This is a genomic window from Methanosarcina sp. 1.H.A.2.2 (assembly GCF_000979975.1).
Lineage (GTDB): Archaea > Halobacteriota > Methanosarcinia > Methanosarcinales > Methanosarcinaceae > Methanosarcina.
The window spans coordinates 133,809-155,655 of sequence record NZ_JJQL01000038.1; the positions used below are offsets into that span (position 1 = coordinate 133,809).

General features: G+C 39.2%; 17 protein-coding genes and 1 pseudogene. 10 read left to right on the forward strand and 8 right to left on the reverse strand.

What is annotated here, in order from left to right; translation table 11 throughout:
- Positions 1-533: 533 nt before the first annotated feature.
- Together EO93_RS06395 and EO93_RS06400 are read left to right on the forward strand one after the other, a co-directional pair.
- The gene (locus EO93_RS06395; protein WP_200894996.1) at positions 534-1,028 is read left to right on the forward strand and encodes a PH domain-containing protein; all 495 of its coding nucleotides are present in this window, start codon (positions 534-536) and stop codon (positions 1,026-1,028) included.
- Positions 1,015-2,460 (forward strand): PH domain-containing protein, encoded by a 1,446-nt coding sequence (locus tag EO93_RS06400; protein ID WP_048161516.1) that lies wholly within the window; start codon positions 1,015-1,017, stop codon positions 2,458-2,460. The genes EO93_RS06395 and EO93_RS06400 overlap by 14 nt, the downstream gene beginning before the upstream one ends.
- Before the next feature lie 446 nt (positions 2,461-2,906).
- On the opposite strand, the pseudogene EO93_RS06405 reads toward EO93_RS06400, so the two are convergent.
- A pseudogene (locus tag EO93_RS06405) lies at positions 2,907-3,254 on the reverse strand (RNA-guided endonuclease TnpB family protein); the annotation flags it as partial.
- A 348-nt stretch (positions 3,255-3,602) separates the two neighbouring features.
- Here EO93_RS06405 and EO93_RS06410 point away from each other — a divergent pair.
- A complete protein-coding gene (locus EO93_RS06410; RefSeq protein ID WP_048161520.1) occupies positions 3,603-4,385 on the forward strand; it encodes an exodeoxyribonuclease III in 783 nt (260 codons plus the stop codon).
- Positions 4,386-4,588: 203 nt separating this feature from the next.
- Here EO93_RS06410 and EO93_RS06415 read toward each other — a convergent pair whose 3' ends face one another.
- Positions 4,589-5,122 carry a flavodoxin domain-containing protein gene (locus tag EO93_RS06415; RefSeq protein ID WP_048161561.1) on the reverse strand — a complete coding sequence of 178 codons (534 nt, stop codon included), beginning with the start codon at positions 5,120-5,122 and terminating at the stop codon, positions 4,589-4,591.
- 177 nt (positions 5,123-5,299) lie between these two features.
- Here EO93_RS06415 and EO93_RS17305 point away from each other — a divergent pair, with 177 nt between their 5' ends.
- Together EO93_RS17305 and EO93_RS06425 are read left to right on the forward strand one after the other, a co-directional pair.
- Positions 5,300-5,557, forward strand: a complete 258-nt coding sequence (locus EO93_RS17305) for a hypothetical protein (protein ID WP_048161522.1) — start codon at positions 5,300-5,302, stop codon at positions 5,555-5,557.
- A gap of 765 nt (positions 5,558-6,322) precedes the next feature.
- Positions 6,323-8,731, forward strand: coding sequence for a tetratricopeptide repeat protein (locus tag EO93_RS06425; RefSeq protein WP_235284134.1), 2,409 nt, complete (start codon positions 6,323-6,325; stop codon positions 8,729-8,731).
- Between the two features lie 562 nt (positions 8,732-9,293).
- Here the strand turns inward: EO93_RS06425 and EO93_RS06430 are convergent.
- From EO93_RS06430 to EO93_RS06445, 4 genes are all read right to left on the reverse strand, one after another.
- Positions 9,294-9,650, reverse strand: a complete 357-nt coding sequence (locus tag EO93_RS06430) for a hypothetical protein (RefSeq protein WP_048140134.1) — start codon at positions 9,648-9,650, stop codon at positions 9,294-9,296.
- 629 nt (positions 9,651-10,279) lie between these two features.
- Positions 10,280-10,906, reverse strand: a complete 627-nt coding sequence (locus tag EO93_RS06435) for a LysE family transporter (protein ID WP_048161526.1) — start codon at positions 10,904-10,906, stop codon at positions 10,280-10,282.
- A 5-nt stretch (positions 10,907-10,911) separates the two neighbouring features.
- A complete protein-coding gene (locus tag EO93_RS06440; RefSeq protein ID WP_048140129.1) occupies positions 10,912-11,664 on the reverse strand; it encodes an ABC transporter permease in 753 nt (250 codons plus the stop codon).
- Positions 11,661-12,464 carry an ABC transporter ATP-binding protein gene (locus EO93_RS06445; protein ID WP_048161527.1) on the reverse strand — a complete coding sequence of 268 codons (804 nt, stop codon included), beginning with the start codon at positions 12,462-12,464 and terminating at the stop codon, positions 11,661-11,663. The genes EO93_RS06440 and EO93_RS06445 overlap by 4 nt, the downstream gene beginning before the upstream one ends.
- 819 nt (positions 12,465-13,283) lie before the next feature.
- Between EO93_RS06445 and htpX the strand changes: the two genes are divergently transcribed.
- The 3 genes from htpX to EO93_RS06460 all read left to right on the forward strand — a co-directional run bounded on the left by htpX (position 13,284) and on the right by EO93_RS06460 (position 15,542).
- The gene (gene htpX / locus EO93_RS06450) at positions 13,284-14,168 is read left to right on the forward strand and encodes a zinc metalloprotease HtpX (RefSeq protein WP_048161528.1); all 885 of its coding nucleotides are present in this window, start codon (positions 13,284-13,286) and stop codon (positions 14,166-14,168) included.
- A 46-nt stretch (positions 14,169-14,214) separates the two neighbouring features.
- A complete protein-coding gene (locus EO93_RS06455; protein ID WP_048161531.1) occupies positions 14,215-14,844 on the forward strand; it encodes a hypothetical protein in 630 nt (209 codons plus the stop codon).
- A gap of 167 nt (positions 14,845-15,011) precedes the next feature.
- Positions 15,012-15,542, forward strand: a complete 531-nt coding sequence (locus tag EO93_RS06460) for a metal-dependent hydrolase (protein WP_048161533.1) — start codon at positions 15,012-15,014, stop codon at positions 15,540-15,542.
- A 429-nt stretch (positions 15,543-15,971) separates the two neighbouring features.
- Here the strand turns inward: EO93_RS06460 and EO93_RS06465 are convergent, their stop codons facing one another.
- Positions 15,972-17,078 carry an ABC transporter permease gene (locus EO93_RS06465; RefSeq protein WP_342764194.1) on the reverse strand — a complete coding sequence of 369 codons (1,107 nt, stop codon included), beginning with the start codon at positions 17,076-17,078 and terminating at the stop codon, positions 15,972-15,974.
- Between the two features lie 869 nt (positions 17,079-17,947).
- Between EO93_RS06465 and EO93_RS06470 the strand changes: the two genes are divergently transcribed.
- A complete protein-coding gene (locus EO93_RS06470; protein WP_048161535.1) occupies positions 17,948-18,217 on the forward strand; it encodes a hypothetical protein in 270 nt (89 codons plus the stop codon).
- Positions 18,218-19,047: 830 nt separating this feature from the next.
- Here EO93_RS06470 and EO93_RS06475 read toward each other — a convergent pair.
- The gene (locus EO93_RS06475; RefSeq protein WP_048161536.1) at positions 19,048-19,800 is read right to left on the reverse strand and encodes a class I SAM-dependent methyltransferase; all 753 of its coding nucleotides are present in this window, start codon (positions 19,798-19,800) and stop codon (positions 19,048-19,050) included.
- A 418-nt stretch (positions 19,801-20,218) separates the two neighbouring features.
- On the opposite strand from EO93_RS06475, the gene EO93_RS16790 reads away from it, so the two are divergent.
- Positions 20,219-21,787 carry an IS1182 family transposase gene (locus EO93_RS16790; RefSeq protein ID WP_082107584.1) on the forward strand — a complete coding sequence of 523 codons (1,569 nt, stop codon included), beginning with the start codon at positions 20,219-20,221 and terminating at the stop codon, positions 21,785-21,787.
- Positions 21,788-21,847 lie beyond the last annotated feature (60 nt).

Sequence of the window (21,847 nt, forward strand, 5' to 3'; positions counted from 1 at the left end):
ATCATCAATTTTTTAAGGGTTACTTAACCTTGTTTAGTAGCTTAAGTATAATAATAGTGCTTCCCCGATTAAAGTACATGTAAAAAACATTTTATTTTTTTATTTGAGAAATTATAAACCCTTAATTTCAGATTCAAAACCCTATTGTCCCATATTTTAAACAACAATCTGAATCTAACAAAAAACGAGTCAAAAGCAGTAATTAAAATTAATTTTAGCTTGATTGAATATAAATGGTTAATTTGCCTCATTTTGAGCTTTAAAAGCTTAATAACGGTTATTTTTACAAAAAATACTTAGATGTAGCCTCCAAGCATAAGAAGTGAATATAAACTACCCGCAAGAAAATAGCGAAGGGTCAAATATTTAAAGTGGTTTGGATAATTTCTACACTGTAAACCTAAATTTGATAGGATATTGTCAACAGTTCAAAATGATTAATATTAAAGAAATTCACAAACTATACTGATAATCAATAACGGTAAAAAATAAAAAAGAGTATTATGTTTACCTGACGAAAGTGGGTTTTATTCTTGAAGGCGGACTTTTTGCAAACTATTCCCGATCATCAGATAGACGAAAAAGCAGTCTCATACTGGCGCTGGTCGGGACTGCTCGGCTCTTTTTTGTATTGGCTGGTACCTCTGGCTTATTATGGTGCCATGAGGCTCTGGAACTGGCCTGGATGGATTCTATCTATTATTATAGTTTTGGTACTGCTTATATCTTTTCTGGAAACCACGGTGATTCCGAATATTCGATGGAAAACGTGGCGTTACGATGTTTCTGAACACCAGATTGATCTTTATCATGGTGTGTTTATTAAATACCGTACTTTAATTCCCATGGTACATATCCAGCATGTTGATACTGTACAGGGACCATTAATGCGTCATTTTGGGATTTCTACGGTAACTGTATCAACTGCAGCGGATGAGCATGAAATACCTGCACTTGCAGATGATGTAGCCGCTGAACTACGAGAAAAGATTTCAGTATTAGCCCGGGTAGTGGATGAAGATGTATGAGCCTCAACGCCTGCACCCAGCAGCAATACTGGAGTTTTTGATAGGTACTATTTATAAACAGTTTCAATCCTTACTGCCACTTATTATTCTGGTATTTGGGCAAAACGAAATTCGCCGGTGTTTTCTTTTTGCATTGCCTGTAATACTGCTGCTGTATGTGTTATATATAATAGTTTACTGGCTGCGTTATGTATATTATATTCAGGATGATGAACTGCATCTGGAATTCGGTATATTCGTTAAGAAAAAACGATTCATTAGTTTTGGACGAGTTCAATCAGTTCAGGTATCTGCCGGAATAATTCAGCGTATATTCGGCCTGGTGAAACTGCAAGTAGAAACAGCCGGCGGGGGGGACAAAGCCGAACTTGTCCTGCCTGCTATTTCCAGGACAAGGGCAGAAGAGCTCCGGTATATTCTAGAAAGTAAACGACCCATACCGGCCCAAAAATACCAGGAAACAGAAGATCAACATACAGGAGAAATTTTCCGGCTCTCAACCCGTGATTTGTTCATTCTGTCCAGCACCTCCAACAGCATTGGGGTAGTACTGGTAGGTTTACTTGTGATATTCTCGCAACTGGAAGAGGTCTTTCCCGATCTCAACATATGGAATATTATAGGGGATTATGTAAAGGAGCTTGCTGGCAAAACAATCACTACTATTATACTTGTTGTTTTAGTCATATTTTTACTTGCCTGGGTTCTGTCACTGTTAGGGAATTTTATTAAATTTGGCGGCTTTGAACTCATACGTATGGATAATAATATAAAAATTAATCGCGGTCTCATGGAAAAAAAGCAGCTCACCATACCAATTAAAAAAATCCAGGCTGTACGCGTAGTAGAAAACGTTCTGCGTCAACCGTTTGGAATGGTTAGTATTCAGGTAGTCAGTATCAGCAATGCCGGAGAAAAAGGCGAATCTAGTGTTCTTTTTCCGATAATTCCTCATAGACAGGTAAAGGAATTGTTAGAACAGGTCCTGCCTGAGTTTGCTGTCCCCCTTGAAACCAAACAGCTTCCTATCCGTTCACGGATAAGGTATATTTTAATAAATCTTATACCGGCATTTCTTGTAACTATATTAGCAATGTTCTTCATACCTTATGGCTGGTTCGCACTCCTGCTGTGGCCTCCGGCAATTTTGCTGGGCTTTATTCAATATCGGGATGCAGGCTTTAATATACAGAATAATAAACTGCTTATCAGTTCAAGGACCCTGGGTAAGGTTACTACTATAGTTCCCAGGCAGAAAATACAGTCTCTAGCTGTTTCTAACACCTATTTTCAAATAAAACGTAAACTGACTACATTGCATGTAGCGATTGCCTCCGGCAGCATTACTGCCAGTAAAAAATTGGTCGGTATGGATAAGGAACAAAGTGCAATGATCAGCAGGTGGTATTCTGATTTTGGTGGATACATATAATTCTGGTACTCCCTAATATCCAGGCAACATCGTATAAAAAATAATATAGTATATGAATATAGCATATAAATATTGGGAAACGTGGCCCAAAACAAAAATTCACTGACGTTTTTGTCCCAATGAAGCCTGTTGGAATCCCTTGTACGCATCCCCAAGGACAAATTTTTCAGATAAACTTGCAGACTTGCCTTTTCCTTTTACTCATTCTGAAATTACAGGAAGTTTATAATATATTTGGGAGAGAAGAGGTTTTGCCGATAGAAACAGGTTAAACTAAGGAAGCAAAATCAGCGTCTTTTTAATTTTTTCTGGTTTTTCTTCAATTTCAAAAATAATCATAAAATTTCATCCGAATTTGAGTGAACTACCCATCATTGAAATGACGGGCATCCTACTTCATGGCTCTCTCTTTTGAGAATAACTCCGCAGGCTCTACCCTCTGTTCCAGAGGTGATTAGATTATTAATTGCAAATTGTTTAATGTTGATGGCTGCATTAATATCTCTGTCATGGTTTGTATTACAAGAAGGACAAAGCCATTCTCTATCCTTTAAAGTTAATTCAGAATTATGGTATCCGCAAACATGACAATTTTTAGAAGATGGTTCAAACATTCCAATCTTCAAAATTGTCTTGCCAGACCATTGAGCCTTATACTCCAACTTTGTTACAAAACTGTTCCATGCAGAATCAGCCACAGCCTGAGCTAATTTGTGATTCTTAATCATACCTTTTATATTTAATGTTTCAATTGTAACTGCCTGGTTTTCGCGTATTAGTGACAATGAAACTTTAAAGGCTAAATGTACGGAAGTTGGCGGCATTCATCCCGCCACTAAAGTAACAGGCATTCTGCCTTCGTTTTTCGTAAATCAGATGATTCAATGGCTTTATGACTTCTGAATCAATGACTTCTTTATGGCTTTATGACTTCTGAATCAATGACTTCTTTATGACTTTATGACTTCTGAATCAATGACTTCTTTACGGCTCTATGACTTCTGAATCAATGACTTCTTTACGGCTCTATGACCTTATGTTCAATCCTGGATAACTTTATATCGATATGATCTGAAAAATCCAGCTGAAAAGGTAAAAAAGAGTAGAGATGGAATAAAATAGGTAAAAATAAAGAGGTAAAAATGCCGGAACATTATAACCTTATTTCCTGGAACGTGAACGGCCTCCGGGCTGCAATGAAAAAGGGCTTTCTGGATTTGCTGATGGAGCAGAAATTCGACGTAATCTGCATCCAGGAAACAAAAGCCTCTCTGGAAAAGCTCCCCCGAGAAGTAAAAAACATTCCCGGTTACTATAATTATTTTGTTTCCGCGGAACGAAGCGGTTACAGTGGGGTCGGGACGTTTTCAAAGGAAAAACCCCTGAACACCGAAACCGGAATGGGAATTGAGGAGTTTGATAGGGAAGGCCGTTTTCTCAGAGTTGATTATGATAATTTCACCCTGATGAACATCTATTTCCCAAACGGCAAAGCCTCCCAGGAACGCCTGGAATACAAAATGGCCTTTTACGACGCCTTTTTTGATTACGCAAATGCCCTTAAAGCCGAAGGCAAAAAGCTTGTCATCTGCGGGGACGTCAATACAGCCCATAGAGAAATCGACCTTGCCCGCCCCAGAGAAAACGAGACTATTTCTGGCTTCCTCCCCGAAGAAAGAGCCTGGATGGATAAATTCCTTGAAGCCGGATATCTTGATACCTTCCGCATGTTCAACAGCGAAGGTAGAAACTATTCCTGGTGGTCAATGAGGACCCGGGCCCGTGAAAGAAACGTTGGCTGGCGCCTGGATTATTTTTTCGTCAGCGAAAACCTCAGGGGAAATGTAAAGGCTGCCCCGATTTACCCTGAAATCACAGGTTCGGATCACTGTCCTGTGGGGCTTGAACTCGAATTCCAGGTTTGAATTCTTTCAGTCGAACACTTTCTTTGCTCTTTTTTCTCTAATCCTTTTCTTGAATCCTTTTCTTGAATCCTTTTCTTGAATCCTTTTCTTGAATCCTTTTCTTGAATCCTTTTCTTGAATCCTTATCTTGAATCCTTTTCTCTAATCTTTTTCTCTAATTCTTTTCTCAAATCTTTTTCTCTAATTCTTTTCTCTAATCTTTTTTAGTGTGCCAAAGCAGGCTGAAATTGTGTGGCCAGGTTGCTCGCCCAGTCGCGAATAGCTATCCAATCTCGCGCGTCGCTCGCCGGCATATTGCGTAAAGGGCTTGCCGGCAGCTTGGCAATTAAGTTGTCAGGAAAACGCAGCTTCTCCGGGTCGAACTTGCCGCCAAATATTTCTATAGCGATAGGTCTAAGCCATGGGAACTTTTCAAGCTCCTTATCGAGCTGGGCACGTACTTCCTTCCACTCCTCTTCTTCATCATGAAATGGGCCTAATGCAAAAATGGCCACTGGTAGCTTCGTGAGGGTTTCACGATGCCGCGAAAGAAAACTTTTTGCTTCCTTGTGCCAGTGGAGCATGTAGATTGGCGCGCCCAGCACAACCGCAGTGTATTCATTAAGGGTCTTTACTTCTTTCATGGGCTCAAGATCTACCGCAAGACCACTTTCGCGTAATGTAGCCGCAATTGCCTCGGCCACTTCCTGCGTTGAACCATACTTAGAAGCATAAGCCACAAGAACTTTGGTTTGCATCTGGATCAATCCCCCCATTACTTTTTATTGTTGCTCCTATTACTTGTTATCTTCGGAAACAGTTGTGGATAACATCATCATGCCGATTATCATACCTTTATCCCTGGCGGGGCCTGGAGGACAGCAACGCTTGAAATCGGGCCAATAGTACTTAGCTGGGGAGCTTATCTGGGGGAATTGATAACCTTCATTATTATCGCATTTGTGGTCTTTATCATAGCAAAAAAGTTGTTTAAATCGGAAAAAGTGACCAAAAAGTATCTGGATAACAGTCATTTTTCTCTTTTACGGGTAATAAGGCAGACAGCTCTGTTCTTCAAGGCTGACCCCGACTATGGAACCCGGGTGGCTAAGGGCCTCGGACTTGACATAAAAGAAGTTGAACGCCTTGCTAATATGGCCAAAGAAGAGCGTGCAAAGGCGACTGAAAAATAAAATCGGTTTTACGATGAGCTCACCCGGAAAACATAGAAAGACTGTAATTTTGTAGCTCCTTTTTTCCTTTTTTCCTTTTTTCCTTTTTCCCGTTTTTTTCCGGGCTTTTAAATCACAGTACCGCTAAAAAACAAGTTTCCGATCGTTGTTTTTTTATACCTTTAACTACATAATTATTATTGGTCCATAGGGTCAGTCCCTGATGTATGAAGAAGACGTACAAAGAAGACACGTAACTTAAATAAGTAGTAACTTGACTAAGGTAACTTAAGTGAGTAATGACTTAAATAAGTAATAAATTAACTGAGTACAGAACTAAATTACATAAAATTGGACCAGACCTTATGGATCACTTTAAAAGATTCTAAAAGGCTTTTCTAGTAAATTAATTCCTTATTAACTCTTTCTCATTTTAAATCCTAATTCTTCATATCCCAATTCTTCATATCCCAATTCTTCATATCCCAATTCTTCCATATCCCAATTCTTCCATATCCCTATTTCATGCCTGTTTTAGTCCCGATGCTGCCGATTATTTCCAGCTTTAAAATCCCGTGCTCTCACCTGCCATTGGCATCTTAAAAAACGCTCTGAATTTTCGTGCCTGTCCGGAAATGGCTTCTTGTAGATGGGAAATGATGAAAGGATAAGATGTTCATTTATGCCGAGTTCCTTTTACCTGAGAGGTCAGGAAGTTTACTGTTTTTGCCGGGAACTTCTGGAAGAGACGCTTAATTCTAATACTCTGAGTTCCAAGATCCCTTCATGTCCAGGCGGCTTATAGATTTAACAGTTCGGGAATTGATGAACGCCACCTCTTTTTTTGAAAAGGGGAAGTATGAAAAGACCCTTGAGAAGCTTAATATGGCTGAAAAGCTGGCTGAAAAGGCAAAAAGTCCGGATCTTTTGTGCTGTGTCCTGCTGCATAAAGGAGAGGTTATGGATGCCACGGATAAGCCGTATGAAGCGCTGGCGCTGTATGAAAAAGCTCTGGAGATTTCGTCACGCCTTTTTTTAAATGAGTCCCGGGATGCTTCCTCTCAGAAATCTCTTTATAATTCCATTGGTCTCATTGGAAATACTCTTAAAGAAATAGATAGTGTTTCGGAAGCAGAGGAGTCTTATGAACGCACGAATAAATATTTTGATGGGATATTTGATGTATATGAAAAGCTGATTGCGGAGCAGCCTGAAAATCCTGAGTATTTGTTGAATTATTTAAAAACACTGGTGAGTTTCAGGGGCTATTTTTTAATTGTCGGTCAATCTGAAAAGCGAATTCCGCTTGTCAACAGTACCCTGAAAACTTTCAAGAAACTATTAAATATCCAGCCTGAAAATCCGGAAATTTTAGAGCGGTTGGATTCATTTGTGAAGAAGCTTGGAGAAGAGTTTCTGGAAGATGAGCTTTTTGAAGAAGCGAAAAAGATCTACGAACAGCTACAGGGAATTTACAGAAACCTTCTTGAAAAAGATCCTGATAACGAGCTTGCACTTCATTATCTTATTTTCTCCTATGGGTATTTTGGAGAACTCTATTCAAGACAGGGGTACCTTGAAAAAATGGATGAAACTTACCAGCAGGCCATTTCAATAGTAGAAGACAACTTACGTAAAAATCCTGAAGACACTGCATTTCTTGTAAACAGGGGTAAAATTTACGAAGAACTTGGACTCCATTATTCCGAGGCAGAAGATCCCGAAAAAGCAAATTATTACTATGAAAAGGTGCTCAAAAACTTTGAAAATATGAATGGGAAATTCCCGGATAACCTGGATTATCAATTTGAACTTGCAAAAACTTTTGAAAATCTTGGGAAGCTTTTTGCAAAAATAAATCGTGTGGAGAACGCAAAAAAATGCTATATGCATAAAATTGAAATCTATGAGCCCCTCTTCGAAAAAGACCCGGAGGACGAGGACCTCAAACTGGATATTATCGACACCTTAATGCAGGTCGGGAGTCTCTATGCCGGGGCAGAGGACCTGGAAACGGCAAAACAATACTATGAGAAGGCAATTGAAGGATACGAAATGCTGCTTTCCGGAGACCCGGGGGAAACCGAGTTTGAGATGGGTATTGCAGACGTTCTCAATACTCTTGGGGACCTGTATGCGAAAGTGGGGCCTGAAGATATAGTACCTGAAGATATGGTGCCTGAAGATGCAGAACTCGAAACTGCGCGGGAGTACTACGAAAAAGCCCTCAACCTAAATGAAAAAGCATCTGGACTGTATCCTGATGATGAAACCTGTCGAGAAGCCCTCGTCGGGACACTGGGCAACCTTGGAGATTCATTTGCAGTCCAGGAAAGGTACGGAGATGCAATCCCATTTTACCGGCGCATTGTTAAAATCAAGGAGCAGGTAGTCAGGGATAAGCCCGGGACCTGGCTGGATATAAAGGCCCTTACAAATTTCCTGTATCAGCTGGGGTCCTTTTATGGGGAGGTAGGAGAAACGGAACTGGAGAGAGAACAATATTCAAAAGCCACGGAACTTTACTCCAGAGTATTGCACGATGAAAACCTCCAGCTTCCCGTACGAAAAATATTGGCTGTTGATGTCCAGTTCCGTGGGGTAGACTTTATCAGTTCCAAAAAATATGATGCTGCAGAAGATTCTCTGGACCTTGCCCTCGAATTCTTTGAAAGCCTGTATGAAAAAGATCCGGAAGACCCGGAAAACTATCATTTCATCTGCGAAGCCCTCTACCAGAGTGGAAATCTGCAACAAGCCCTGGAAAATTTTGAGGAAGCGGCTAAAATCTTTGATTCTCTGCTTCCTATTGTGGAAAAACTTCTCGAATCAGACCCCGAAAATCCTGATGCCCGGGAAAAAGCAGGAATCAATTATGCCGATGCCGGGAAAGTGTATTCTCTTATCGGGGAATATGAAAAATCAAAACAGGCTTTTGGAAAAGCCCTGGTTATAAATGCAGCTCTCTTTGAGGAAGAGTCGGATAACCCCCTATATAAGATAAACCAGGCAGAAACATTTGAAAAGTATGCAAAATTGCTCTCGAAACTGGGCAGGAATGAGGAAGCAGAGGATTACACCGCAAAATCAAAAGAAATATACAGGAAACTGGCTGAAGAGGATGCCGACGAAGAGGACACTGATGAAGGGGACACTGATGAAGAGGACACTGATGAAGAGGGCACTGACGAATAAAAAATGAAATTCCAAATATCATTTTTTATTTTTTGGTTGTCCGGGCCCGCTTCGTGAACGTTCCCGGAACTGGTCGTATTTATCATCGCTAAAAAGGTGTGAAAAGAAGAGAAAGTGATCAAAAAGTAACTGGAACCAATTTGACAGCTTATATCCTCAAAAACCATGTAGTCCTGTTAACAATGTATAAAACCTTCATTTTTCCGAGTAGGCTGAAATTGATTGCTTAGTTATAAAATAATGAAGGGGGTTTGGGACCAGCTCTTGAATTATCCCACACTTTCACCGGTCGCAGGCGACCGGCCTTTCGAAAAAGAGCCTTAAAAAAGAGCCTTAAAAAAGAGCCTTAAAAAAGAGCCTTAAAAAAGAGCCTTGAAAAAGAGCCTTGAAGTCTGAATAACGAGTTTTTAAACCTTGAAGCTCTCAATCTTTCTGTGAAATCGTATTTTTATGAGACCAGTTCCCCTGTGAAGACTTTCTGTATGAGGGCGTTTATTTTTTACTTTTATCGGGTGGGAGTCTCATGTGAGGATTTCGTTTTAAGTAAACATGGATTGAAAAGTCAGTTAGTTATATTCCAGTTCCATTTTTCCCATTTATGATTTCTGATCCTCTGGATCTCTTTTACGAAAAAAGCAATTTTGTCGCCCACATCAACATTAACAAAATTCAGTGTTCTAATAAATCCATCACCGGGCATTCCGTGTTTATTTATAACAAGTGCAGCCAGAAAAGGTTCGCCTTTCAGTTTGTTGTATACAACTATAAGGTTTAATACATCTGTAAGTTGCTGCAAATTTTTTGGGTTATGCTCAAGCCCACATATTTCTTCCATTTCTTTGTATCTTATTGTATTTTTCGAGCTGTTTGCGATGGTAATAAGGTAATTGTAGACATTTTCTGCATTCAGTTCTATCAAAATTTATCACCTGTGAGATTCAGTTTTCTCAAAACTTCATTTTTATGAGCCCAGTTCCCTTGTGAAGGCTTTCTGCATGAAGGTGTTGAATAAGGTGTTGATTTCAAGGGAGGATTGTTTTTGAGATTTCTATATTTGCATCCTTACCGGTTTTTTCTGTTGTTCTTAGTTTGTGGTTGCTTTGTGGCTCTTTCTCTTGTTCTTCTTCTCTTTTGTATTTTTTGGGAAGGCCGCTCTCCTGCGTCGAGCGTGACAAAAACGACACTCTGTGGCGAATGACGTTGCACAGGTAAGAGAAACCGTAATTTAGTTTTCTTGAGTGAAGCGAAAAAAGTTATTTACCCATAATTAGTCCGCTTGAGGAGCGAAGCTCACTGCTAAAACCCATAGATTAGCCCTCTTGAGCGCAGCGAAAAGGGCAGCGTACTGCAGAGCCGCAACTCTGCCGAAAAGGACTGCGTAAATCTTCAATTTACTGTGATCCCGAGGCGCAATTAGAGAAATACAGCCTGTAATTTTGTAGCTTAGTCCTCTTGAGCGCAGCGAAAAGGACCTCGTGCTCCCGAAGCGAAACTCGGGTGCCGAAGCGAAACTCGGGAAGCGGAACTCGGGGTGTAAAGGTGCCGACCTCAAATTACATTCAATGAATCCAGGCCCACTTTGATGAAAGTTAATCCAAAAACAATCTGTGCAATTCCCAGAACACGGATGATAGAAAAGTAATATTTACTGTTAATAAAAGATTTTGATTTCTCTACAATTAAGGCAACGATCACTTTTGAGCCTACAAGCAGGCTGTAGAAACCAGCTATGAATAAGATTGTAGCCCAGATATGGGTGTTTAAACTCTTCAAAATTAATGGCCCGCCTATGGAGATCCAGAATATATATGGGTGCGGGTTCCCGAAGTTGACAATAACTCCTTTTTTAAGGGCATCTTTCTTTTCTAAATTTAATTCAACGCTGTCCTTTTTGATTTTCAGCGATTCGATTCCTGAATGAATCAGATATGATGCCCCAAGAAGAGCAATGATTCCGATAATTGAATTATAACCTGTCAAATGTGAGAGAACAAACAGTACGGATAAAATTATTGGCAGGTCTGTAATCAAAGGGGATATTGCAACCTTTATTCCTTCCCACTTGCCGTGTTGCAGAGTTTCAGAAATAGTTATAGCCAGGAGAGGACCCGGAGACGTCCCTGCAGCAAGGCCGAGAAACGCTCCCAGGGCTAAAAACTCAACAACATCTGACATTCCCGTCACGCCTCAAGCTTCGAAAACAGCAATGCTCCGATCGCACAGACAAGTATGGACAATGCACCTATCACTGCCAGGTCGTTATATATGCCAAAAGTGCTCATCCCGGCAATGGCACCCCTCAGACCGTCAACACCGTAGGTCAGGGGGTCGATCCTGCTTATAAAGTAAATTGCAGGGGGCAGGTTTTCCAGAGGGAAGAGGGCGCCGGAAAGGAAGAAGATGGGCATGATCAGGAAGTTCATGATCAACTGGAAACCATGCATATCTTTCATTTTTGAGGCTATGGCAAGGCCGAGGCCTGTAAAGAAGATGGCTATCAGGGACATGAAAATTAACCCCAGCCCAAGGCTGGCGAGGCTGGGAATCCTGAACCCCAGCACATAGGTCAGGCTCAGCACGATCAAGCCCTGGATCATGGCTATGGTTGCGCCTCCAAGGGTTTTCCCGACCATGATTTCGGTCCTTGAAATCGGCGCTACAAGGGTCTCTTTAAGAAAACCGAACTGCCTGTCCCAGATGACCTCCAGGCCTGAAAAGATAGCCGTAAAGAGAATTGCCATGGAAACTATTCCCGGGGCAAGGAAATCCATGTAGTTTGCCCCTCCGCTGGCTCTGGTATACATGGGGCCGAACCCGAACCCGAAAGTGATCATGAAGAGGAGCGGCTGTCCGAGAGACCCCAGCAGCCTGGCTTTCGAGCGCCAGTAATGTTTGAGCTGTCTGAGCCAGAGGATGTAGATTACCTCGATCAATGCCTGTTCCTCCTTCCCATGCCTCTCATCATTCTCATTTTATTTGCAGTTTCATTATTCTCATCACGGATATCCCTGCCTGTCAGCTTCAGAAAAGCTTCTTCTAAGGATTCGGTTTCTGTCCGTTTCCTAATTTCTTCAACTGTGCCGGATTCTATTATTTTTCCGTGGTCAATGATTGCGATCTGGTCCGCAATCGCCTCGGCTTCTTCCATATAGTGTGTGGTCAAGAAAATCGTCATTTTTCTTTCTTCGTTCAGGTTTTTGATATGGGTCCAGATGGAGTTTCGGGTCTGGGGGTCAAGCCCCACGGTGGGTTCATCAAGGAAAAGAATTTTCGGGTAATGGACAAGCGCTCGGGCAATCTCAAGCCTGCGCTTCATCCCACCTGAAAACTTTTTAACGTAATCTTCCCGCCTGTCCCAGAGCCCGACAATCTCCAGGGCTTTCTGGATTCGTTCTGCTCTTTCTTTTTTAGGCACTTTGTAGACGACTGCGTGGTAGACCATGTTTTCGTAAGCAGTAAGCTCTTCGTCAAGGCTGTGGTCCTGAAAGACTATCCCGAAAGATGCCCGGGCCTTGTCCTGTTCTTTAAGCACATTGAACCCATTGATGCTTATTTCCCCTGACGTGGGCTTCAGGACTGTTGTGAGCATTTTGATGGTCGTTGACTTGCCTGCACCGTTTGGACCCAGAAAAGCAAAGACCGAACCTGTTTCAACATCAAAACTGATGTCTTTTACAGCCGTAAAATCATCGAATTTCTTTGTAAGAGATTTGACTGAGAGTATGTTTTGCATGACAGGACCTGATATGTTTTTTATGGAAAGATTGAGTTAATGAGTTTTCTTTCAAAAAAATCCTGAACTGCGCAGGTTCAGGAGGAATTCCGTGAAATATCTCAGGAAGAAGGTGCGTTTTTAAAATACTGTCTGATTGAGAAAATAGATGGCATTTTTGTAGCCTTCTACGGAAAGCAGGAATATTCTATCTGGAAATTTCTACAAATAAGATGTGAAAGTCAGCACAAAATGTTTTGTGTGAGTGTTTTACTTAATTATTTGTTTGATTTTATATGGTTTGATTTCTAACCAGAATGGATTGATTGTATTTAAATTATTTGGATCTTTACGAAAGAGAGTTAATAAATGAAATAACAAAATAGGCTTTAGTCAATGAGAATATTCAATGCCATCCGTTACCTTGTTCTTTTCTATAGTGGAGGAAAGAATTTAAATCCTTGAGGAAATGTTTTATGGAGAAAGAAAGAGGTTACCTTTCGTTTCAAATGAATCTCGGCTATAATCTCTTCAGATCGCCGTTATCCGATTTTTTTGATTTTTTTGATTTATCCGTATTTATCTTCATTTAAAGGTGTATTTTATCTCCAGTAATTCACCTATAAGTTCAAAGTTCATTTGACGTGTACTTAAGTAGCAAATCAACTTAATTGTTATTTAGTCTGGACTTAATTCTCATTTAACCTGATTTCACTTAATTGTCATTTAATTGTGGAATAATACTATAATAATCTAAAGATTATAGTAATTTAAAGACTATAATAATTTATCATCTTAATATAATCTATCATCTTAATATCAGGATAGGCGAAATAACATATGAAAAGAAAATGGGAACGGGACTTAGGACTTCAGGGACGAATGCTTTTCACGATGTTTCTTCTGGCAGCAGTTTATCTCTTTTTCCTGGCATTTCTTTCTTACTATGGAACGTCTCAGATTTTCATGGTTTTATTTATCGGGCTTTTCATGGGCATCCAGTACTTCTACTCGGACAAAATGGTGCTCTGGACAACAGGAGCACACATTGTCTCTGAAAGCGAAGAGCCGAAGCTGCATGACATGGTCACCAGGCTGTGTGCAATAGCCGACCTCCCGAAACCACAGGTAGCAATTGTCCAGACCCGGGTTCCAAATGCTTTTGCCACAGGCAGGAGCCCGAGTAAAGCTGTTGTTGCAGTCACGACAGGGATTATGGACAAACTCTCTCCAGCAGAACTTGAGGCCGTGCTTGCCCATGAACTGAGCCACGTTAAGAACAGGGACATGGCTGTCCTGACGATTGCCAGTTTCATATCAACAGTGGCTTTTTACATTGTCCGCTACAGCCTCTACTTCGGAAATATGGGAGGAGATAGGCGGCGGGAAGGTGGAGGTATTATACTTGTCTGGTTAGTTTCAATTGCAGTATGGGTCGTCAGCTTCCTGCTGATCCGCGCCCTTTCCCGCTACAGAGAATTTTCTGCAGACAGGGGGTCGGCAATCATTACCGGCCAGCCTGCAAATCTTGCCTCTGCCCTTATGAAGATAAGTGGGCTAATGGAAAGAGTGCCGAGCGAGGACCTCCGAAAAGTAGAGGGAATGAATGCCTTCTTCATTATCCCCGCAATTTCAGGTTCTTCGTTTATGGATATCTTTTCCACTCATCCGTCTGTGGAAAAAAGGTTAGCCCAGCTTGAAAAGATGCAGAAGGAAATGAGTTAAATAAGGCAGAGCTGAAGAAGAGTTTTTCAAGAGGAGATAGGTTAAAATGGGTTTGCGGGATTTTATGGATGCAGTCATGGGGAGGAGCAGGCTTCCGAAAGCAAAAAGTGACAAGCTCTTTGCAATCTCTACAGCCAGCATTACTCTGGAGAGCAATATGGCCCTTAAACCTTCAGGGTCAGCGGGGATTTGTTTTAAACCGATAGGAGCTACAGCTTATGAATCCGCCCGCCAGGAGATCGAAGAGCTTCTGGAGTACAGCTCAAAGGAGACTGAAACGGAGTTCAGGCTGGAAAAAGATGAGTTCAACTTCCTCTGGGCTATTTTCAAGGACCCTGATTTCGAAGACCTTGTTGCAAGTATCCACCTTGTAAGCCAGACCCTTGAAGACCGCGGCTTTGGCGAACAGATCCTCTGTGCCATTTATAGGTTTGACAGCGAGCCTGAAGCCGGGACAACCGGACACGAAGGAAAAGCCGGGCGAAAGACTGGCGGTGGAAAAGCAGTTTACTGGATCTACAATTTTAAACAGGGAACTTACTATCCTTTTATTCCGCTTTCCAGCAGGCAGAGGGACAGTCCCTTTGAATTCAGGCTCAGAACCTCAATGGAAAGGGAAATGCCTGTAGAAAAAAATGTGGAAAAATGGTACCCTCTATGGGGAATTCCTTTTTAAAAACTGCCAGATTTTTATAATTTGCAGACTTGTATAATTTTTGCAGACTTGTATAATTTGAGTTCAAATTTTCTTTATTTTTGAAGGTCCTATATTGGACTTCTTTCAAATAAAGGTTTATATACAAACAATCATTGTTTAAATAGAAAAGGACAGTCAGGTTTCCGATGCTTCTCTTTGGACACCTGGGCATTACGCTCGGGATATTTTTTGGGCTGGGGATTTTTATACCCCGATTAAGGACTATCATAGATCCACGATATCTGGCAATCGGAGCTATTCTGCCCGATTTAATAGACAAGCCGATAGGTGAAGTAATCTTTGCTTCAACTTTTGCAAGCGGACGCATTATATGCCATACCCTTTTGTTCTCTCTTCTTCTCTTTCTGATAGGTTTATATATGTACGAAAAAAGAAGAGATATCAGGGGCCTTTCTCTTACTTCGGGCACTTTTTTTCACCTTTTTGAAGATCAGATGGTGTTAAATCCTCCAACTTTCTTCTGGCCCCTCTTTGGATGGAGTTTTCCCAGAAATTCCATGGATTACATTGGACTTGAACATTTAATGGAAATGTTGGAAAAATCCTTTCATCTTGAATTCTTGCAAAGTCACTCTATTGAAATCCTGGGAGTGGTAATAGGGTTCGTTTTGGCTTTTTATTTGTTGAAAATAATTATCGTAAGAGAAGAACTGTGATGAAATCGTAAGAGCAGAAGATGAAATCGTAAGGGCAGAAGATGAAATCGTAAGGGCAGAAGATGAAATCGTAAAAGAAGAACTCTGCTGATACAATAGATCCTCAACCTAAAAAATGTTGGGCTCTCAGATACTTGCTTTCCTGAATCTACTCTGAATTCCGTACTCAGGCACAGAAGAATGTCAAATGCCTCAAATGTGTGCATCTGAGGAAAGCAGCTTATAATGTCAAAATGGTTTTTATAATAAAATATCCGCATATTATGAAGCCTGTTATGTATAATCCGGCTGTTAGAGTATCTGGTTTGTCATTGTTTTTTTTCATCTATTTTCTCCTCTGTTCTTTCTCTATGTGATTTATACTCCTCTTCAGGATGTTACATTGTACCACTTCTGAACCTATTATACAGATTTTGTACAAAGTTATATCTATACTTTTGAAACGGGCTTTTTGTTTAAGAGCAGCAGGATAACGACTAGCAAAACAACAACAATACCATTGATGATGATTATTTTTCTATTGATGATGATTATTTCTCGCAGAACACTTTCGTTAAATGTCTTTTTCCATACCGAAACATATTCGCTGGAAATGTAATTTTCGGCAGGATATTCTTGAAAAAGCTTATCCAATATCGGTTTTTCTGAGCCATTCGCTGTAAAGATAAAGATTTCATTTGCATATTCCGGATAAGAATAATCATTCGTTTTCTTATTGTCGATATTTCTGGTTACAAATTCATCAAAAGTGTCCGCATCATACTGATAGAGTCCATAGTTTCTTTTTGCGTCAAAGGAGATGTAACAAATATCATTGTAATAAATATCATTTATGTCTACGGTGGTATAGGTTTCATTTTCATAGTTAACCCTGCTATCATAGCTGTTTATGATACCTACGATGGTATAGGTTTCATTGTCATAGTTAACCCTGCTGCCGATTGCCCGGGTCAGCGTTTCATTGGTATATGCAAAGTGCTTTTCCAGCAATTTCTTTGAAATTGTAATTTCATGGGCGTTGTCCAGAGGAAGTCTGCCTTCTTCCAGATATTCTGTACCGTAGGGGATATCAGTCTGATGAAGATAGTCCTGTGCTATAGATTCAGGCACTGCAATGAGATTCAATTTACCCGGTAATCTATCTTCGTTTGCAGTCTTATAAAGGGTATCAAAATAACTGTTATCGTAAAGAATTACATTTTCAACCCCATCCATTGAAACAATATCAGGTATGTCTTCGTAGGTTATCATCCGGTCATAGTTCTCGGAATCGAGATCCAATCCGGCACCTCTTGCATAAACTGCATTAAGGTCCCCATATGTGTAGTCTGCCTGATAGATAGCAATGATATTGCCTGGAGGTATGGTGTCCGTACAATAACCAGCGGTAATCTGAGAATATGTGAACGAGAGTAAGCCTATGATAACAACTAATGTTAGTAAGACTGAAATATTGATGATTTTTTTATTTGCAGGGATTATTTTTAGCCACCTCCATGCTGTAAATAGGGAGATGCATCTACTATTTAATAAAATTTACTTTATGTCCCGTAGTCTTCTTTTTTGATTACTGTTCCATTACTATATACTTATTTCCTGTGATCCGGTCACGAGTTTTCTAGCAGGATGAATCATAGTATGGGTTCTGGAGATAAACAGATCACCTGGGGGCCTACCCTGCTCTTAACGGTCAGGGGGTTAGCCAATTACCTGACAGGGAAAACCAAAGAACTTGATTTACTTGATTTTATTAACCCTGAATTTGGGGGGTCAGAGGGTCGATTCCCATGAAATTAGGCAAAAGATTCTTGATATTTCTTATTCTGACTGGAAGAAAACAGGGTTTTCTAAAGGTACTTTGCATTGGTACTTTGCATTATATGAAGCAGAACGCCAGGTCGGATAAGCCGTTTACTCTCAATGCTCATGTTCTGGATAGAGTAAATAAGTGGGAAGGATGAGGAATATATTGCATTGATACTTTCATTGATACCTGTGGAATGAGACAATATTTGAGGGGTAAATCACCCCACTCTCCCCCTGTTCCTGTCACCATCAGGCTATAATTGGCTCGTACCTATGGTGCTCCAGGTTGGCTTTATATGTGATCTCTGTGTAAACTCAACGACCGGAACCCCATAATAAAGGAAATTAAATTAAATATACAAAAGTGTACATGCCGACAGGAAACCTAAACCTATTTCATGAAGAAAAACTAAAAGCACATTTGGTGTAAGTGTGTCTCAAATAGATGTTTCAGATGGAGATCTTATTGTTTTTATAGGGTTATCATTGTAGGAATTAGTTTAAGTCTTTTAACAAATGTATGGGTCACAAGTAAAGGAAATCAAGGCATAGCTCAGTGGTAATTTATTGACAAATTATGAAAGATAGGAGTGAGTAAAATGAGTGAATACGAATTAACCGACATTGAAAATAAAACCCTGAATAATTGGATAATGTTAAATATAGTCCCACAAAAAACACCAAATAAAAATTACACTAGTTATGCACTTAAAATTCTTTTTGAACAAGCACCAGATGGTTTCTTTATCACAAATAAGCAGTTTAAAGAAGCGATGGTCAGATGTAATTTCTCACCTGTAAATAAAAATAAATTAAATTGGGAATTCCGAATTTCCCTAAAATCTCCAGGGTCGAAATCATCTAAATGAGGTTCATGCGTCTTCGGTTAAGTGAAGAATCGTGATAATTGCCTCTATCTTTGCAACAGTTACCAATAATTTGCTTTGATGTGAAGTTGGAACATGGTATCGATTTTAGTTTAGGTGTTCGAAATTTGAGACTATTTTTTCTCTAAAATCGAGAGCCTTCAGGCAAGAGATTTCCTTAACCGATGACCAATGAATTGGATTTAGGAATATTTTGAATCTCCATGGTGAGACTCCTATAATAATATTTTTTCAGACAAACATCTTAAAACAGAAAATTGACTTTTTGAGTAGGGCAACTCCTTAAAAAAGTAATCATTAAAACAACTTTTGAAAATAACGGTTGTGTAAATTCCTAATATAGGGTCCTTCTAATAGAGGGTGTAAATTGAGAGTTTAGATCATTTATTTTAGGCAATAGGTACATAATAGAGTCTCCCAAATAAAAGTACACATTAAAAATTAATTTTTTATTAAAATAATCTCTATCAAGCCTTGGTAATGCGAACTAAGGCAAATTAAGGCTTTATTACTGTAAACGTTAAAATTCTTTGAAATTAAGGCTCTTGAGCTTGTTTTCCACCATATTGTGGTTGGTGTTTAAAAGGAGGGGCAATAAAACCTTAAATTTTAAATTAAGGGTAATTAATTATTTAAATTTGAAATAAGTTCTTTTCTATCTGTACTTTTATTGGGGAAGCACTATCAATGTACTTAGGCTACTAAATGAGGTTAATTAGCCCTTAAAAAATTGATGATTTTTTGAGGACCCTATTACAATAGCGTTGCGTTTTTTGAGTTTCTGGATCATTTAATTGTTCATCAGTAACAGATCATTTATTTGTGTTCTTCTGTAAAATGAAGAACGTATAACCATATTCATCTGGGTATTCTCTGAAGATCTTTATCTCTTTTCTGTTAAAACTAAGTATCGTTTCTGCATCGGTGTTTCCTTTATAGTTATCACTGATGTCATCAACTCTTTTTTCCAGATGGGAGTAAAAATCGTACCAGGTAGAAGCTGGCAGTTTAAAGCGGTCAATGAGATCATATCCTACTGCCATGATAACTTTTTCAGTGTCAGGTATGCTCTTGATATCAGGATAACAGCCCTGCCAGAATTGAAGCACTTCCAAAGAAGGTTCATCCGTGAACCATGTGCTTTCTGTCAGTGCTATATAACCCTCATCTTTCAGAAACTGTTTCCAGTAGCTAAGTCCTTTTTCAAAACCAATAACAAAGATAGAGCCCTCTGACCAGATGATGTCGAATTCTCCTGCTTCAAAAGGCAGGTCATCCATGGAAGCACAAACCGTGGTAATCCTGTCATCAAATCCTTCTTTAACTGCATTTTCCATCAGTTTATCCAGAAAAGGCTGGTAAATGTCGGTTGCAGTGATGTGACAGTCGTTGCAGATCTTCGCAAGATGTATTGTCTGCATACCCACACCGCAACCAATGTCAAGGATCTTAGTGCCTGCAGGAAGGGAAGAAAGCAAATTAAAGGCTTTTTCAGTACACTTGTTATTACCTGGACCCTGTCTGGGCAATCCATCAAATATCTCAAAAATTGGTGATTCTACCATAAAACCCTCACAGAGATAATTTCTTAAATCTTTTGTGGTGTCACGATAATGATTGTGTTTTCATCAATGTGTTTCTTAAGATTCTTCAAGCTCTCTAAGTTGATTCTGATTTGTTCTTCTAATTTCATCTCTCACACTTTCTTTATTATGGGGTTTTGGAAATGATGAATTATCAGCAATTTAGGTTTTGCACTTTATCTATTAAAGATACTTGAAAACTTAAGCGTACAAAAAAATCATCTTTTTCGATTTTGTAAAACTTCTCTCTCAACCGGCTTAGTCAAGTTAAATTAAAATCAAATTGCGTGCGGCCACCCCACCCTAAACAGGCTGTCCGATAATTACCGCAGATAATTAGAGTTTCCTGTCGCGATATATATAATAATAATTTTATATTAGTGGTAGGAATACTTGATTTATGGTTTTTATCGAATCTTCAAAAAATGAAGTATGGACTCTACCCCCAGACATTCGAGATCTTATTCCTTCAGATCATATCTGTTATTTGGTTGAGGCTTTTGTAGATATGATGGATTTTAGTGAATTTGAAATCAGGTGTGAAGGCCCTGGACACCCTTCTTATCATCCTTGTATATTGTGTAAGATTTTGATTCAAACTATGCTTGATAGAGTTCGATCATCGCGAGCGATAGCTCGCAACGTTCGAGAAAATATAGTTTACATGTATTTAGCTGAACACCTGCAACCTGATTTTAGAACAATCAGTGACTTCAGGAAAGAAAATGAAAATTTGATCACGGAATTGTTTAAAAATACAGTTAAGGCGGCTAAAGATCTCGGAGTAATGGGTCTTGAACAATTAAGCACCGATGGGTCCATAGTGAAAGCTTCGGCGTCAAAGAACAGCACAGTTACAAAAGATGTTTTGGAAATAGTTGGAGAATACGTCAAAAATGAATTAAAAAAAGGCATTGAAATAGACAAAGTTGAGGATAAAAATTTTGGAAACTGTCGTGGTTACGATCAGTTGAATAAAAGTGAAAAATATAAAGTAAAAGCTGTAGCTGCAAAGTATATAAAGCAGGTAAATAAGGAAAAATCTGATGATCGAAAAAAAGAGCTCGAAGAAACAGTTAAGGAAGCGCTTAATGAATTTGAAAAAGAAAGCATTGAGAAAGTGAGCTTGACTGATCAGGAATCTCGGTTTATGAAAAACAAAAAAGGAACGTTTGAACTGGCATATAATACTCAGATAACGGTAGATCATAAACTGGGGATTATTGTTGCAAATGACGTCTGCCAAGACAGAAGTGATATGCATCAATTAAAACCACAGATTGAACTTGTGGAAGAAAATTGTGGTTTGTTGAAAGAATGCACAAAAATATGTGCAGACAGTGGATATTGTAGTGGAGAAAACATACATTATTTGAATGATAAGAAATTGGATCCATACATCCCCGAAAAAAAAGAAGTAACTAAAACAGCAACAGAAAACATTGGAGATATCAGGTTCAATATTGGTAATTTTGAGTATGATGAAGAAAATGATGAATTTATTTGCCCTGAAAATCAAAGATTGAAGTTTTTATATGAGGGTTATGAGGAAAAAAGGAAAAGAGGATACAGAATTTACAAGGGAACTGAATGCAATAAATGTGAACTTCGTAAAAATTGTACAAAACGAAAGGATGAAATTCGACATTTAAAAGTAGCTAATTTTTTAAAAGAAAGAAGGCAATTAGCAGATAAAATGAAAACAGAAGAAGCAAAAAAAACATTTGGACAAAGAAAGCAGGTAGTTGAACCTGCAATTGGAAATTATAAAGAGAATCTTGGATTTAGAGATTTTCTCACAAGAGGATTAAAATCAGTCAGAAATGAATTTAATTTAGTATGTACTGCAGCTAACTTAAGGAAAATATGGATTTACTTGATCAAAATGAGCGAAATCGGAGAAAAAATCGAAATAAATGGAGCTTTCCGATTGAAAAAAGGAATAATGAATATAATGCAAATTTCATAAAGTTATAAAAAGTTTTGCAGTATAACAATAGACAGTTGTTATTTATTACTGATGGTAATT

What these genes read in the sequence shown, in the direction of transcription:
- EO93_RS06400 (WP_048161516.1), top strand. Translation starts at nt 1,015, where the DNA reads ATGAAGATGTATGAGCCTCAACGCCTGCACCCAGCAGCAATACTGGAG.
- EO93_RS06410 (WP_048161520.1), top strand. Translation starts at nt 3,603, where the DNA reads ATGCCGGAACATTATAACCTTATTTCCTGGAACGTGAACGGCCTCCGG.
- EO93_RS06415 (WP_048161561.1), bottom strand. Translation starts at nt 5,122, where the DNA reads ATGCAAACCAAAGTTCTTGTGGCTTATGCTTCTAAGTATGGTTCAACG.
- EO93_RS06425 (WP_235284134.1), top strand. Translation starts at nt 6,323, where the DNA reads ATGTCCAGGCGGCTTATAGATTTAACAGTTCGGGAATTGATGAACGCC.
- EO93_RS06435 (WP_048161526.1), bottom strand. Translation starts at nt 10,906, where the DNA reads ATGTCAGATGTTGTTGAGTTTTTAGCCCTGGGAGCGTTTCTCGGCCTT.
- EO93_RS06445 (WP_048161527.1), bottom strand. Translation starts at nt 12,464, where the DNA reads ATGCAAAACATACTCTCAGTCAAATCTCTTACAAAGAAATTCGATGAT.
- htpX (WP_048161528.1), top strand. Translation starts at nt 13,284, where the DNA reads ATGAAAAGAAAATGGGAACGGGACTTAGGACTTCAGGGACGAATGCTT.
- EO93_RS06455 (WP_048161531.1), top strand. Translation starts at nt 14,215, where the DNA reads ATGGGTTTGCGGGATTTTATGGATGCAGTCATGGGGAGGAGCAGGCTT.
- EO93_RS06460 (WP_048161533.1), top strand. Translation starts at nt 15,012, where the DNA reads ATGCTTCTCTTTGGACACCTGGGCATTACGCTCGGGATATTTTTTGGG.
- EO93_RS06470 (WP_048161535.1), top strand. Translation starts at nt 17,948, where the DNA reads ATGAGTGAATACGAATTAACCGACATTGAAAATAAAACCCTGAATAAT.
- EO93_RS06475 (WP_048161536.1), bottom strand. Translation starts at nt 19,800, where the DNA reads ATGGTAGAATCACCAATTTTTGAGATATTTGATGGATTGCCCAGACAG.
- EO93_RS16790 (WP_082107584.1), top strand. Translation starts at nt 20,219, where the DNA reads ATGGTTTTTATCGAATCTTCAAAAAATGAAGTATGGACTCTACCCCCA.